Genomic DNA, 14,982 nt, shown 5'->3' on the forward strand with positions numbered 1-14,982 from the left:
TTGCCGGGCCCATCCAAGAGAGGATTTGAGGCCGACGCAGGGTGGCGGACCGGACGAGCAGCGTCAAGGTTGATGGGCTCGCATCGAGGCCCGACCCGGGGGCGGGACGCGCAAGGCCTCGCTCCACCCCCCTGTGTCAGGGAAAGTTGTCGCCTCGGCAGACATGCCGACCTGATGACGCCCTTCGCGCGCGCCTCGCTCACTCGCCTTGACGCACCGGGCTGCCATTGGGGGCGACTTCCGCCAGAAGAACCAGGAGTGCTTGTTGACAGGAGCCTGTCGTCTTGACAGGTTCCTGTCCATGTCGTCCCTGACCCGGAGAGCAGAGACCTTCAGCGCCCTGGTGCTGGAGGTGTTCCAGTTGAATGGGCTGTTGCTCCAGGCCGGAGATCGGCTGAGCGCTCCGGCCGGATTGACGAGCGCCCGCTGGCAGGTGTTGGGCGTCATTGATCACGGCCCCGCCACGGTGGCGTCGGTGGCGCGCACGATGGGGCTCGCGCGGCAGAGCGTGCAGCAGACGGCGGATGCGCTCGTGAGCGACGGGTTCGTGGAGTACATCGAGAACCCGCATCACCAGCGTGCGAAGTGCGTCTCGCTCACCGCAGCCGGACGCCGCGCCCTGCGCAAGGTCGAGCAGGCGCATGCCACATGGGCGGACCGGATGGGCGCGAGCCTTGCCCCGTCGCTCCTGGCCGCGGCGGTTGAAGCTGTCCGCGAAGCGCGCCTGCGGCTTGAGAAGGACCTGGCCGAGGAGGGGCGCGATGAAGCATGACGCTTCCATCCCTCTGCTCCCCTGCGTGGAGCTCGCGCCGACGCTCGAGTTCTACGCCCTGCTGGGGTTCGAGGTGACGTACCAGCAGCGGTCTCCGAACCCCTACGCGGCGACGCGGCGGGGTGGCGCCCAGGTCCACTTCTTTGGCCTGAAGGAGTTGGAGCCGCTGAAGGCCTTCAGCAGCTGTCTGATCATCGTGGACGAGGTGGAGGAGTTGCACGCGCGCTTCCTGGCCGCGCTGCGGACGGCGTATGGCCGGACTCCCATCCGGGGCCTCCCGCGGATGACGCGCATGAAGAAGGGGCAGACGCGCTTCACGCTCGTCGACCCCTCCGGCAACTCCCTGATGTTCATCCGGAGGGACGAGCCGAGCGGCTACGGCGACGACGCGGATGCCTCGACCACCGTCCTCGGCAAGGCCCTCAAGGCCGCCCGGCGCCTGCGCGACTTCAAGGGAGATGACGCCGCGGCCGCGAAGGTCCTGGACGTCGCGCTGAAGAAGGGCGGCGCCGGGACGACGCTGGAGCGCGCGCGAGCTCTCGCGGCCCGGGCGGAGCTGGCCATGGTCCTGGGGGACACGCCTGGCGCCCTGGCGCGGGTGCGGGACGTCAGTGCCCTTCCGCTCCCGGAGGCGGAGCGCGAGGTGCTCCGCTTGGAGCTGGAGGCCATCCAGCGACTGGCCAGGCCGCGGGAGTAGACGGCCCGGGCAGGGCGCCAACTCCGGCGGAGTGTTGCCCGCGCGATGAAAGACGGAGCGGAATCCCGCGGATTGAATCTTCCGTCGTCCGTCACGTAGATGGGAGCCGTGCGGCATCAGTCCCGCACCTTCTCCTCAGGGGTCACAACGGATGAACAGCAAGTTCGGGGCGGCAGTGTTCATGATGATGGCATGCGCCTTCGGCCCGATGACGGCCGTCGCGCAAGAGGACTCGGAGGGCTCGGCCAGCATCGATGTCACCGGCTCTGGCGAGCGCGCGACCCATGAATGTACGCCGGAGAGCACGGTGGAGATCACCGGCGCGTCCAACTCCGTGACGCTGACCGGCGAGTGCAAGAGCGTCACCGTGAACGGCACTGGCAACAAGGTGAAGGTGGAGGCCACCCGTGCCATCTCCGTGACGGGGAGCTCCAACTCCGTCACCTACAAGCGCGGCCACGGCAAGTCGAAGCCGAAGATCAGCCGCACCGGCATGGACAACAAGATCACGCAGGAGAAGTAGTCGCTGGACCGCGCGCCCGCTTCGTCAAGGAAGCGGGCGCGCGGAAGCAGCCTGGGCTTCGACCGCGGCCTGCGAGGGCCTTGAGCCGCACGTCCTTCAGCGACAACGGCTGCGCCATCAGCGGCGGAGGAAGTCCGCCTGTGAGTCATGCGTCCCATTCGCCCGCTCGACGCCGCAGGCCCGGTGCCCACTGAATCCTCACCCCGTTCAATCCGTCCACCGCGATAGCGGGGGAGGATGCGCTGGACGTTTCGTGTCGTCGTCCCCAGGTCTTCGGGATGAAGCGGCCGGCGCCTGTTCCCACGATTCAAGGACTTGTTCGAGAGCAGAGCGAGTCCTCCGTGAAGTCGCGCTAGCTGATGAACTGCTGGCCTCCGTCAATGTCGTACATCGCGCCCGTGATGGCGGTGTTCGTCATGAGGTGGACGGCCAGCGCGGCGACATCCGCGGGGCCGACGACGCGGCCGATGGGCAAGATGGCTCGGAGCTGCTGGCGACGCTTCTCGAGGTCCGCCCCGAGCAGTGCCGCGGACAGCGGCGTGTCGACAAAGCCAGCCGCGATCACGTTCACCCGGACAGGCGCGAGCTCGAGCGCCATCGTGGCCGCGAGCGCCGGCAGCGCGGCGATCGTCGCCGAGACGATTCCCAGCCCCTTCGCCGGACGTCGGGCGCCCGTGCCGCCCATGAGCAGCAGGGCGCCGCCAGGCCTCATCTTGGGGGCGGCATTGCGCGCGACCTGCACCGCCAGCATGAGGTGATCGTCGAGGTCGCGCTGTGCCTCCTTCAAATCCATGTCGAGGAGGCGTCCGTAGTGGGGAGAGCCCGCGGTCACCAACACATGGTCGATGGGCGCCGGGAGTGCTCCAAAAAAGCGCTCCAGCGCCGCTGAGTCCGTGGCGTCGAACGCGGCGGTCCGCTGGACGTCGAGCTCCTTCGCGGCGAGCTGCAGGCGTTCGGGATTCCGAGCGGTCAGGATGACCTGGGCGCCCTCCGCCTTCGCCAATCGCCCCGTCTCGAGCCCGATGCCGGCGCTCCCGCCGATGACGACGACCGTCTGCCCGAGCAAGCTCGGCGCACGCCTCGCCCACGACTCGGTGGTTCCCTGCGGTGCTTGTGTGGTTGCCATGGGTGTGAACCCTCCATTCGTTGTGACGGCGCTACACGCGGCAGGGCAGCCGCGTCTTGATTTCCTGCAGGAGCCAGCCGTTGCCATCGGGGGCGCTGAATGCGGCCCAGGACGAGCACGGCTTCGAGCCACATGTTGACGGTCCCCGCGCTCGGCGCCTGGGGGGCCTGTTCAGTCATGGTGGTTTCCCGGCGCGGGCGGTGTCTGGTCATCGAGCGCGTAGGGCCCCAGGCGCATGACGAGCGTCTGCACACCCTCCGCGAAGGTGGGATGCACGAACTCCGCGTCGACCCCGGCGCGCGCACTCGAGCCTGATTGAATCAAGGGGACGAGGATGTGAAGCAACTCTCCTGCATCGGCCCCGACGAACGTGGCTCCGAGGACGCGCTCGTCAGCCGCGTCGATGATGATCTTCAGGAGCCCGGCGGTTTCGCCAGTCTCGAACGCGCGCGCGATGAGCACGCCGTCGCGCCCCGAGTTTGCCAGCCGGACCGCGAGGGGCACTCCCGCTTGCCCGCTCCCGATGATCACCACGTCCACCTTCGACGCTCGAGCCAGAGTCGCCACGCCGCGTCCCTCCTGCCGCGAGTCTCCCTACCCGCAACCTGATGCCCGAGGATCCGGAGTCAACCCGCGCGATGCCTTGGAGGGCGCACCAGGCTGACCCAGGGAGCACCGTGGAGGACAGGGGTCGCGGGTCGTCGTCCCCGAGGGCTGACGAGCGAGCGCACGGCAAGAGGCGTGACGCTATCGCCTGCGGCACGCAGGTGCCTCGCACGACGAACAGGAGCCGGAAGAAACCGGGGCAGGGACGAACGATCACGCGCGGGCTTCGTGCCCCCATCCCCAGCCGCGGTAACAGAAGCGTTGGACCCTCTCAATTTGGACCTGGAGGGGCGGGCGCCTGTCAGGTCCTTGGCGTGGGCCGAGACGTCGGTTCTACTCGGGCAATGCCGATGCTGCTCGCATTGAACACGGGTCTGGTCGAACTGACGTCCGAGGTCGCGCTGAGGTGGTCCCGCGACACGGGCAGCCAGTTGCCGGACTTCGTCGACGAGGATGGCCTGGAGCTCTTCGTGGCCACGCAGGACCGGATCTACCGGCAGGACGAGTTCGGGCAGTTCCAGCTGGACCTCGTGCGGTTCCTCCAGGTCCGCATGAGCATCAAGGTCGCGCTGAAGAACCTGGACGCCTACGAGGCGCGCCTGGATGCGCAGCAGGTGTCGCCCGAACTGGTGCGCCAGATGTTGGGCGTGAAGGCCTTCCCGAAGACGAAGGAGGCCCAGGCGCTCCAGGACGACGTCGCCCAGGTGGTCGACTCGATGCTGGACGAGGAGTGGGGCTACATCGACGAGTGCCGTGCCTCGCTGTACGCGCAGCTCGACTGGCACACCTCGCGAGGGGACAAGAGCGGCAGGGTCTCCTCCGGTCGCCTCCAGCGAGCGCTCAAGTCGGTGACCGCCGAAGACCTGAAGCGGGACCAGGGGAAGAGCCGGGCCAAGTTCCAGTACTACGAGCCCGTGCGGATCCGGCTGATGAGCCTCGGCTTCGTCGTCTCTCCGGCCGGCACCCCGCTTGGCGCGGTGTTCCCCGCGAGCGACTGGGTCCGCGACCTCCCGCTGGAGTCGCAGTTCTGGGAAAGCGTGAAGGATCGGACCGACGCGCTGGTCCTGCGCTATCAACTGCTCGGCGACGATTCGAGCGCGCTCACCCGCATGCTCAAGCCGCCGGTGGATCACCCCCTCAGCGAGGAGTTCAAGAAGAACTGGAGGACGGTCTGCTCGGCCTTCGTGTCCACCGTGGGGTGTCTGTGCGTGTCGTGGACGCGGCACCAGGAAGGGGGCAAGACGGTGTACGTGCCCGTCCTCGGTCTCTCCGGCGTCGTCCAGGAGGAGCCGGATGAGAAGTACTTCGGCAAGTACTGCCGGCACCTCGCGCTCCCCACCTGGAAGGCGGACCAGGAGGTCCCCAAGAAGGATCCCGACAAGTACAAGTCCCCCGAGGAGATCGAGAAGCTCCGCAAGGAGCTGAAGGAGGAGTCCAGCGACTTCCTGAAGAAGCGCTGGAAGGGGAAGGGCAAGATCGAGCTCGACGAGGACCAGCAGTCCCAGCTGGACACCCACGAGCGGCGTCAGGTCGAGCTGGAGCTGCTGGATTTCTACGCCCGGCGGCGCCAGGCGGAGGCGCACGAGGAGGAGGAGTTCAAGAAGGGGCTCTGGACCAACTACGACGTGATGCTCGGCCGCACGAACACCGCGGCGCTCGAGTATCGCGCCCGGGACCTGCTCCAGTTGCGCAGGCCCGCGCGGCAGGCCCTGCTCAGCTACGTGTCGTTCCGTCAGAACAAGACCCACGACAAGCTGCGGATCGAAGCGCACCCGGTCTCTGGCCTCCAGGGGCGCGCGCTCGGCGTCGACCTGTGGATCTGCGGCTGGCATTCGCTCAACTGCGCGGAACCCGCGGCGCTCATGACCGCTTCGTCCTACTTCTGTGACGGCGCCGACGTGCTGGTGTGCTTTCCCTACGAGGGGTTCCAGGACACCGGCAAGCAACGCAACCGGCCGAAGGAGACCTGTCCCTGGTGCGCCGCCGTGGAGCTGGGGTTCCGAAGCCTGAGCCGCAACACAGGCCAGGTGGACAAGAGCGTGGAGACTGGAGACTGGGTGACGGAGTTCACCCGCGCCACCCAGAGCGAACCGTCGACGGTGTTGTCACCCAAGCAGGGGTTCGATGCCTTCGACGACGCCAATCCCATCACGGTGTCGACGCGAAAGACGCTCTCCGGAAACAACGGGCTGGCCCTGGTGAAGAACAACAACCTCGACGATCGCGCCTACAGCGAAGTCGTGGAGACCAAGATTGGCCGCATCCGCTCCATGTATCACCTGCTCGGTCTGCTCGACCCCGAGGTGATCGCGCTGGACCGTCCGCTCTTCGGGCAGCAGAAGCTCCTGGGGTCCGGCGCTTCGACGGGTTCCGGCAGGGGCCGGGGCTCACGTCCGCGACCGCTCGTGAGTCTCGACAAGGGCGGCACGAAGGACTCCCTGCTGAAGGAGATGGAGAAGTGGTCCAAGGAGGCGGAGAGCCGGATCCGCTCCGAGGCCGAGGCCCGGCGGCAGCGGGCGTCAACGCTCTTCGACACGTACGTGCAGCAGAACTTCGTCATCACCGACAACCCGGGCGGCGGCGACTGCCTGTACTACGCGTTCTCGGATGGGGTGAAGCGCCGCACGCCGCAATCCGTCGTGCAGCTCCCCGAGGGCGACCGGCTGGAGGAGGCGATGCTGTATCGCGAGAGCGCCGCCGCGATGACCGCGAACCTCATCCGCCGTGGCGTGGGAGTCTCCCCGGTGATGTTCCGGGACATGCGGCCGTCCCAGGACGTCCTGCGTCGGCTCGACAACGCGAGCATGGCCCTGGATCGGCTCAGGCTCGACGCCTGGGCGAGCGTCCGGCTGCGACGCGGGCTGCGGGTCGACTACGCGTTCAGGGATACCGATCCCCGCTACGCGGAGCATGTCGCCCTCGCGGAGACCTTCGTCATGGAAGCCGTCCGCCGGAACGTCGAGCTGAGCGATTCGCTCCGCGTGATCGCCGATGCCTATGAGGCGGGCCAGCGCCGTCGGCGACAGTGGGCTGGGGACCTCGACTTCCGCGGCCTCGTGCTCTCCGCGCGGGTGAACCTGAGGATCCACTACGTCGACGCTTCGGACCGGGGCATCCGCGACCACCAGGGTCACCGGGTCGACACGTACGACTTCAGGGAACTCTCGGCACAGTACTTCGGCTCGGACGTACCGGCGGCGGCCGTCACCATCGACATCCTCCACGTCAGGGACAACCATTACGTGGCCGGGCGCCGCGCGTAACGCCGCGGGCGGGGCGCCCGACCGTCTCCGCGCACAGGCTCGACGTATTTTTTCCAGCTCGACCAATCACGGCCCGCTTCGAGTCGTCGAGGCGGGCCGGGGCGAGAGCCTGGGCCGACCGTTGGACGTGCAACCACCTGCCCCTCGGGGCTGTCTGGATGCGAGCTGGACGCCCGGCAGGGCAGGGGGCCTGAAGAAAGGGCAATGATTCCGGGCCTCTGGAGCTTCGATGCTGCTGCCTCGCGCGTGTAATCCTGGAAAAGCTGTCCTAGGCAACTCGCGCGCTCCGCGTCCGATAATCAGTCCAAGTTCCGCCCCTTCCAAATCTACGAGGCCCACCATGGGTTTCCCCGACATCAAGCGCACCTTCAACGCCGTCCGGACCAACGTCCAGCAGACCTTCGAGGCCAACAAGCAGCTCGTGAAGGGTGGGATCGCGGTTGCGACCCAGGCCTCGAAGGCGATCAACTTCAGCAAGGACGCCTTCCAGCAGATCAAGAACATCAAGGACGGCGCCCAGGGCATCCTCGGGAAGACGAACCTGGACTTCGTCCGCAACCCGACCTTCTCCCAGGGCTTCAAGGGGCTGACCAAGTTCGGCGCGCAGATGGGCGCCGCCATGCGCTACGCCGGCATCCCCGGCGCGGTGGCCGCGGGCGCCACGGCCTTCAAGGACGTCCGCCAGGCCATCCGCTCCGGCAGCAAGGACGACATCATCACCGCCACGCGCTCCTCCCTGGACGCGGCCAAGTCCACCATCTCCGCCGCGACGGGCGGCATCGTCGGCAGCAAGGTGATGGGCGGAGTGCTGGGCGGCAGCATCTTCAAGGGCAAGCTGGACGCCGGCAAGGCGGCGTTCGACACCTTCAAGAAGGCGCTCCCCCACGCCAGCGAAGACGTGCTCAAGGCCGTCAAGGGCGCCGCCACCAAGGGCATCATGGAGGGGGCCTCGCTGAAGAACGTGGGCCGCGCCGTCACCACCGCCGCGGGCGACGCCGCGAAGGCCGGCAGCACGCTGGCCAAGGGCATCCTGGGCAGCGGGACGCGCTCCGCCGCCAAGGCCGCGCTGGCCACGGTGGGCCGCGAGGCCGGTGAGGCCGCCCTCAAGCAGGGTGCGAAGGCCGCCGCGGGCACCGCCGCCAAGGCGCTGGGCCGGTTCGCTCCGGGCGTCAACGTGGCCATCGCCGCGGTGGACGTGGCCAACGCGGGCGCGACGCTGATGGACAAGAACGCGGGCGTCGGCAAGAAGGTGACGTCGGTCATCACCGCGGTGGGCTCCATCGCCGCGGCCACCAACATCCCGATCGTCAGCCAGGTGGGCGCCGCCGTCTCCACGGTGTCCAGCATCGTGGGCGCCTTCTTCAAGTAAGCGTTCAAACCCTCGCGGTTTGTCAGAGCGGCTCGGCTGGACTAGATCTCAGTCCATGCCGAGCCGTCGCTTTGTTCCCCATTGGCGCGGACGCGGACACGTCGTCTATCTCCCGGGAGCATTCGTGACCCCTCCTCAAGGGACCGCAGGATCTGGCCGCGGCGTCGAGCGGCTGCTGAAGATGAGCCCGGTGGTGAGCAGCGCCTCCGCCGAAGCCCTCAAGCTTCCCAGCGTGCAGGCGCCCTCGCTGGAGGGCATCGCCGTGCGCGTCCCCACCCCGGACGACCTCACGGAAGAGGACCTGCTGCGCGCCTTCCACGAGAAGCGCCGCGCCCTGGCCACCACGCGCGAACGCCAGAAGGGCGAAGCGCTGGAGCCGGGCGACGACGTCCAGCTCAACATCGTGGGCTATTGCGACGGCAAGCTCATCCCGTTCTCCGCGCGCTTCGGCATGACGACGGAGCTGGCGCCCATCGAGGCGCTGCCCGGCTTCTGCGAGGCCCTGGTGGAGGGCGGCAAGGTGGGCGAGTCCATGCAGATCGCCCTGGAGCTCCCGGCGGACTACCCGGTCGAAGGCCTCCAGGGGAAGCCCGCCCGCTTCCTGGTGGACATCGTCGGCGCCCACCAGGTGACGATGCTTCCGGACAGCTCCCCGGAGTTCCTCCAGAAGCTGGAGATGGGCAGCACGCTGGAAGAGGTGTTCGGCAACATCCGTGAGGAGTTGGAGGACGAGGTCGCGGGGCAGCTCTGGGCCCGGGCCCAGGACATGGTCCTGGACGAGGTGGCCCGGCGCGCGCCGGTGGAGCTTCCCCGGGTGCTGGTGGAGGAGGAGCTCCGTCGCCGCTGGGTCCAGGCCGAGGGGCAGGCCATGGTCGCCTACCACTTCGACGTGGACGAGCAGCAGGAAGCGCTCCAGGGCTGGTTCACGGACCCCACCACGCGCGCGGACACCGAGCGCCGGTTGCACATCGGCATCGCGCTGAAGGCCGTCACCGAGGCGGAGAAGCTGCAGCTCACGCCGGAGAAGCTGGAGCAGCTGATCCGCGACTACGTGGAGCCCTTCGGGTTGACCGCGGAGGACGCCCACGCCGCCCTGCGCGAGTCACCCGAGACGACCCGCCGCCTGGCGGAGCTGGGCTGGTACCTGCTCGCCGTGGAGCACGTCATGAACAAGGCGAAGGTCACCTTCGAGGGCGCGGAGCAGGGCTGAGGCGGCCCCGCTCCGTGGGTCAGCTCTCGCTGAACCACAGCCCCAGGCCGCCCAGCAGGCCCAGGCCCAGGAACATCACCGCCAGCCCCCACGTCTGGCGGCGCGACCACTGAAGCCCCTCGCCGTACCGGTGGCCACACCACAGGATGAGGACGGCGAACCCCAGGCAGATGGACACGGGCCCGGCGGCGACCAGCATCCGGCGGGCCGGGCCGCTCACGTCCGCGACCGCCAGCACCCCCAGCGGCCAGAAACCGACGACGAGCACGCCCAGCACGAGCCAGAAGGCGCCTCGCCCTTCCCAGGTGTTCAGCTCCAGGTAGTCCACGGCGCGCCGCCACCAGGTACGCGGCGGTTCCGGGAGCGGCGACTGGCTGCGCTGGGGCTTGTCGGGAAACATGGGCGTCTTTTCTAGCACGGCGGCCATCGCCGGGAGACGTGCGGACCGAGCCCGTATTCGAAGCCCGCGCAGTCGTCACCGGGCTGAAGAATTTCACTGGAAAATGACAAGCGCCCGACCCCGAACAGGCTCACGCCGGGGTCTGAATCCAGCTCAAAATAATATTCTAGTATTTCCGTGAATGCGGCTGTGGCCGGAAATGTTATGAATTGTGTCCTCGCCGGTTACAATCCTTGTCGGCCGAGGGTCCCTTTCTTCCAGCTCTCCTCTGAGCGGCCCCTCGGCCCTCGCGTGGCACCGTGAGTGCAGCAGAGGCGCTGCCACTCCATGACCGGGACCGGGGACATCCGTCTCCGGTTCCATCCCCGCATCGGAGGTCCCGTGAAATGTCTCGCATGGCCCTTCGTGCTGCTCACCGCGTTCTCGACCGCGGCCTTGGGCAGCACGAATCCGAAAGGCAGTCCTCCCAATCTCATCCAATCCGCCAACCGGGCAGCTGTCTTCACCCCCGTGGACGACCGGGGGCAGCCCATCGAAATCCTGCCCGTGGGTGACTCGCTCACCGTCGGCGCCCAGGGGCTGGAGCCCAACACCGTCTACGAGCTGCGCTTCGCGCTGGACGTGGAGCGCATCCCCACGCTGAAGGAGGCCGTCGGCTTCGCCCGCGCGACGACGGACGCCAAGGGCGTGCTCGCGCCGCACATCCTCTGGTTCCAGTCCGGTGTCGTGGGCTGCCCGGAGCGCGCGGCCCCGCCCGAGTCGCCATACCGCTTCACCAGCTTCGAGCGTGCCCGGGAGGCGCTCGACGGCCGCACGCTGCTCGTCACCGCGCAGGCCGTGGCGGCGGACAAGAGCGGTGAGATTCCGCCCATGAAGCTTCCCGTGGGTGAGCCGGTCGCCGCGTTCAACCTCCCCATCAAGGTGGGCTCCGCCCCGCGCGTCTACCCATCCACCGCCGACGGCTGTCTGCTCAACGCCCATGAGACGGGCCGGGGTGACCTGTACGTGACGGGCTCCGGCTTCCGGGGCAACGAGACCGTGGAGGTCTCCATCGTCCCCAACCAGCGCGCCTGGCGCGAGGGCGACGCCTTCGCGGACGTGTCGGGGGACGGCTTCTCCTCCGCCCCCAAGAAGGTCGTCACCGACGCCTCCGGTCGCTTCACGGTTCCCGCGTGGAGCGCCGCCTTCCAGCGCCGTGGCGTCTACGACATCATCGCGCGCCGTCCCCTGTTCAACCCGCCGGTGGGCCAGCTGAGCGCCAGCGACATCGTGTCCTACGGCATCGACACGGGCGTCGTGCTCTACCTCCTCTACCCGGTGGGCGGCCCCACGATGGACATCGCCGGCCGTCCCCTGAACAGCTTCCCCTACTTCGAGTTCGCCGACTCGTTCGCGGACACCTCCGACCCGGTGTGGGGCGCGGTGGATCCCACCTACATCCCCGCCGGCCACCCCGGCGGCACCTGGGCGGCGTACTACGTGGTGAACCACCGCAGCGTGCTGGGCTGGGCCCTGAACACCAACCTCGTGGACGTCTCTGGCGGCATTGAAATCCAGCAGGTGAAGGCGGGGTGCGTGAACGGCACCGACATCGTCATCTGGCATCCGCCGCTCGTGAAGGGGCAGTACGACGTCGTCGTGGACTTCGGCTCCACCGTGGCCACCTCGCCGGGCACCTACTCCACCGACGGCAACTACAACGACACCGTCGACTTCCTGGACGGCGCCAACCAGGTTGGCTTCCAGGTGGCGAAGGATCCGTACGACCTGGGCACGTACCCCATCGGCCAGGACAGCTACTCCGTCGACGACTACTTCCCCACCATGGGCGGCGCGTCCAACGTCGACCTGCGCGCCGTCGTGCGCTACCCGGCCGTCGCCCCGGGCGTGGGCACCGCCGTCGCCGCGGGCACCTTCCCGCTCTTCGTCATCCAGCACGGCAACCACCGCATCTGCTACAACTCACAGAACCACGCCGCCTGCACCAACCGCGTGCCCAATCATCAGGGCTACATGCGGCTGCTCGACACGCTGGCGAGCAACGGCATCATCGCGGTCTCCATCGACGCGTATGACCTGTCCGGTCCCGTGCCTCAGTGGATCCCCGAGCGCGGCCAGCTCATCCTGAAGCACCTGGAGCAATGGTCGCACCTCAACAACGCCGCCACCTACCCCAGCTACCCGAACTTCTTCTCCGGGCGCTTCAACGGCAAGGTGGACATGTCGAAGATCTCCGTGTCGGGCCACTCGCGCGGCGGTGAAGCGTCGGTGTCCGCGTACATGCAGAACACCGCGTTCAACATCGTCTCCGTGTCCTCCATCGCGCCGGTGGACGGGCAGCTCTACACGCTGCCCGCGGGCGTGCCCTACTTCGTCATCCTGCCCGCGGCGGACGGCGATGTGACGACGCTCTCCGGCGCGAAGATCTACGACCGGGCGCTGGGGACCAAGAGCTCCATCGACGTGTATGGCGCCAGCCACAACCTCTTCAACACGGTCTGGGCGGCGGACGGGGATGACTCCCCCAGCACGCGCAATGACTACATCACCGCGCCCAACCAGCAGCGCATTGGTGAGTCCTACCTGTCCGCGTTCGCTCGCATCTACCTGAAGAACGAGACGGTCTACGCGGACATGATGCGCGGCCAGCTCACGTTCCCGTCCACCGCGGGCTTCAAGATCTACGCGACGCACCACGAGAACTCACACACGCGGCTCAACAGCGGCTCCGCCACCGGCTTCACCCCGGCGGGTCCCATCACGCTGGCCACCACGAGCAACCCCGCGCCACACAGCACCAGCGTCATGCGCGCCACCTGGACGGGCAACACCGCCACCGCGACGTTCACGGTCCCGGTGGCCCAGCGCGACACCACCGGTTACGAGGTGCTGTCCTTCCGGGTGGCCCAGACGACGTCCGCGTCCAACCCCGCCAGCGGCACCCAGGACTTCCGGGTGGAGCTGGCCACTGGAGCGACCGTCAAGGCCACCTCCTCCTCCCTGTTCGACGTCATCCCCAAGCCATACGTCCGGCCGGGCAACATCGTCCTGCATACGGTGCTCACCACCGTGCGCATCCCCCTGCATACCTTCATCATGAACGGCAACGGGGTGACGCTGACCAACATCGACACCGTGCGCCTGCGCTTCAACAGCCCTTCCACTGGAGACATCTATGTCGACGACGTCGAATTCTCCCGCTAGCCGTCTCTTCCTCGTGGCGGCGGCCTGCCTGGCGCTGACGGGCTGCGCGGAGGAGCGAAAGGGCGCCGCCGAGCCCCCCGCCACGGCTCCCACCGAAGCGCCGACCGCCCAGTCCCCCGCGCCCATCCGCGCGGAGCCCACCTCGCCGGACGCGGCCCGTCCGGTGGAGGTGCTCCGGGTGTCCGCGCGCAAGGTGCGAGGGGATGCGGAGCTGACCCGGATGGCCGGGCCGGCCCTGCTCGCCCGCGCGGTGGATCCGATCGCCATCGAGGTGCAGACCCAGGAGCCCCTGGGCTCGCTGGAGCGCTCGTCCTCGCCGGAGATCTACCTCGACGGCGAGCGCGTCGGAGACACCTGGGCGGTGCCGCCCGACCGCCTCTTCGTCTTCCTGCCGGACGCCACGTCGCTCAAGGACGCGAGCGAGGTGACGGTGGCCTGGCTGGGCAACGAGACCCAGACGCGCTCCACCCGTCCGGCCAAGCTGACTCGCCAGATGCTGCCCTGATCCTGGGGCAGTGCTGAATCCGGGCGCGGGCGCTCCCCTCATGGGGGAGGGCCCGCGCCTTTTTCATGCCCGACCTCCAGGCCAGACGGTCGGAGGGTCACGACTTCTGGCGTCCATGGACGCTGAATGACGCGAAGGCCCACCAGGTCCCGCGCGCTCCCTGAGCGGCGAGCGCCTCTGGGCGCGCGACCCGGGGGACTCCTGGGTCTACGCGCTTCGCAAGCCACGCTACCCATCAGGTCTCAAGCCTATTCAGCGCATCCATGACGGCACGGATACTTCTATCCCTCCAACCCTCGCCTTACAGTCGTGCCGGAAAGTTCAACTCCCAATTTCAAACGACTCGCGGCTGGGACTCCAGGGAGAGGGTGCAACGTGGGGAAATTGTGGCTGGCAGTAGCTGCTCCGCAACGGCCGAACCAGGGTGTCAAAGAGTGTGAGGTGGTGAAGCTGGGGAACGCTGACTTCGTCAAGGTGAAGAACGAACAGCTGTACTTCTACGACCAGCATCTGCGCACCGGGACCCTGGATGAGCGACGCCGCCGAAAGGTATGGGTAGACGATACCGATGCGCTCCTCATGCCTGTCGATGAGGATGGCTTCCTTGAGTTCTACGAGAGGTACCGGGGTGGGGCCACCTTCTCAAGAGGGATTTGCGCGACGCATTGGGGTTGGGATGATCTGTTCAAGCGCGGAAGTCTGGTGTCGGCCGGGCAGAACCCGAAACCGAACTGGACGAATTGTAATGGTCCGGATGTGGCTGAAACACGCTGGCTGCCCGCCTATCCGTTCGAGGAGTTCACGGGCGCAGCCATGATCGCCTTGGGTAACCTGGACGAATGGACCGCGAGTCTGGCTTCTTCAACGGAAGTCCCCGTGGGAGTCGTCGCGACAATCCGAGCCTCCGCGACGAATGGACCGGCCGTGTGCTGGGGGACCGCCGGCGAGATCCAGGTCGACGGGCCTCTGGCGTGGGGGAACTTCACGCTGACCGCCATCTGGTTGGGGCCAGGAGGTATCTACCGCTCGAAGCTGAGCAATTACAGCAAGCTGTGGCCGCACCGACCGTACAAGCCTTCAAAGGAGGCGTTCATCAAGTGGAAGAGTGCGCTCGATGAATGGTCCGAGGACCAGTCCTCGGAACCGGAGCTCACGAAAATCGCCTGAGTTCCATCCTCATTCACGGCTCGGCTGATTGAGTCGGGTTCCAGGGAGAGCCGAGGAGGCTGAGCACCGCTTGGGGCCGGACGCGGTAACAGGCGAGCCCCGAGCGCGGTGCGTGGCGCTGTTCGGTCATCTCGTCAAAG

General features: G+C 67.7%; 12 protein-coding genes. 9 read left to right on the top strand and 3 right to left on the bottom strand.

The annotated features are described in order from the left end of the window. Window positions 1-301: 301 nt before the first annotated feature. From GTY96_RS05680 to GTY96_RS05690, 3 genes are all read left to right on the top strand, one after another. Window positions 302-772 carry a MarR family winged helix-turn-helix transcriptional regulator gene (locus GTY96_RS05680; RefSeq protein WP_161664071.1) on the top strand — a complete coding sequence of 157 codons (471 nt, stop codon included), beginning with the start codon at window positions 302-304 and terminating at the stop codon, window positions 770-772. After that, on the top strand, window positions 762-1,469 hold the full coding sequence (locus GTY96_RS05685; protein WP_161664072.1) for a VOC family protein: 708 nt from the start codon (window positions 762-764) through the stop codon (window positions 1,467-1,469). Before GTY96_RS05680 ends, GTY96_RS05685 begins: the two co-directional genes overlap by 11 nt. Window positions 1,470-1,620: 151 nt before the next feature. Next, window positions 1,621-1,992 (top strand): DUF3060 domain-containing protein, encoded by a 372-nt coding sequence (locus tag GTY96_RS05690; protein ID WP_161664073.1) that lies wholly within the window; start codon window positions 1,621-1,623, stop codon window positions 1,990-1,992. A gap of 352 nt (window positions 1,993-2,344) precedes the next feature. On the opposite strand, the gene GTY96_RS05695 is transcribed toward GTY96_RS05690, so the two are convergent. After that, on the bottom strand, window positions 2,345-3,118 hold the full coding sequence (locus tag GTY96_RS05695) for an SDR family oxidoreductase (protein ID WP_161664074.1): 774 nt from the start codon (window positions 3,116-3,118) through the stop codon (window positions 2,345-2,347). Window positions 3,119-3,289: 171 nt separating this feature from the next. Next, window positions 3,290-3,658, bottom strand: coding sequence for a hypothetical protein (locus tag GTY96_RS37485; protein ID WP_328700770.1), 369 nt, complete (start codon window positions 3,656-3,658; stop codon window positions 3,290-3,292). A gap of 416 nt (window positions 3,659-4,074) precedes the next feature. On the opposite strand from GTY96_RS37485, the gene GTY96_RS05705 reads away from it, so the two are divergent. From GTY96_RS05705 to GTY96_RS05715, 3 genes are all read left to right on the top strand, one after another. After that, window positions 4,075-6,987, top strand: coding sequence for a hypothetical protein (locus GTY96_RS05705; RefSeq protein WP_143898975.1), 2,913 nt, complete (start codon window positions 4,075-4,077; stop codon window positions 6,985-6,987). A 340-nt stretch (window positions 6,988-7,327) separates the two neighbouring features. Then, on the top strand, window positions 7,328-8,356 hold the full coding sequence (locus tag GTY96_RS05710; RefSeq protein WP_161664076.1) for a hypothetical protein: 1,029 nt from the start codon (window positions 7,328-7,330) through the stop codon (window positions 8,354-8,356). Window positions 8,357-8,549: 193 nt separating this feature from the next. After that, window positions 8,550-9,566 carry a trigger factor gene (locus GTY96_RS05715; RefSeq protein ID WP_328700771.1) on the top strand — a complete coding sequence of 339 codons (1,017 nt, stop codon included), beginning with the start codon at window positions 8,550-8,552 and terminating at the stop codon, window positions 9,564-9,566. Between the two features lie 19 nt (window positions 9,567-9,585). Here GTY96_RS05715 and GTY96_RS05720 read toward each other — a convergent pair whose 3' ends face one another. Continuing rightward, window positions 9,586-9,966 (bottom strand): hypothetical protein, encoded by a 381-nt coding sequence (locus GTY96_RS05720; RefSeq protein WP_235685349.1) that lies wholly within the window; start codon window positions 9,964-9,966, stop codon window positions 9,586-9,588. A 381-nt stretch (window positions 9,967-10,347) separates the two neighbouring features. Between GTY96_RS05720 and GTY96_RS05725 the strand changes: the two genes are divergently transcribed. The 3 genes from GTY96_RS05725 (at window position 10,348) to GTY96_RS05735 (ending at window position 14,842) form a co-directional block, all read left to right on the top strand. Further along, on the top strand, window positions 10,348-13,170 hold the full coding sequence (locus GTY96_RS05725; RefSeq protein ID WP_161664077.1) for an alpha/beta hydrolase: 2,823 nt from the start codon (window positions 10,348-10,350) through the stop codon (window positions 13,168-13,170). Beyond that, window positions 13,142-13,675, top strand: coding sequence for a hypothetical protein (locus tag GTY96_RS05730; RefSeq protein ID WP_143898979.1), 534 nt, complete (start codon window positions 13,142-13,144; stop codon window positions 13,673-13,675). Before GTY96_RS05725 ends, GTY96_RS05730 begins: the two co-directional genes overlap by 29 nt. A gap of 444 nt (window positions 13,676-14,119) precedes the next feature. After that, window positions 14,120-14,842, top strand: a complete 723-nt coding sequence (locus tag GTY96_RS05735) for a hypothetical protein (protein ID WP_143898980.1) — start codon at window positions 14,120-14,122, stop codon at window positions 14,840-14,842. Window positions 14,843-14,982 lie beyond the last annotated feature (140 nt).

The sequence above is a fragment of the Corallococcus silvisoli genome (assembly GCF_009909145.1).
GTDB lineage: Bacteria > Myxococcota > Myxococcia > Myxococcales > Myxococcaceae > Corallococcus > Corallococcus silvisoli.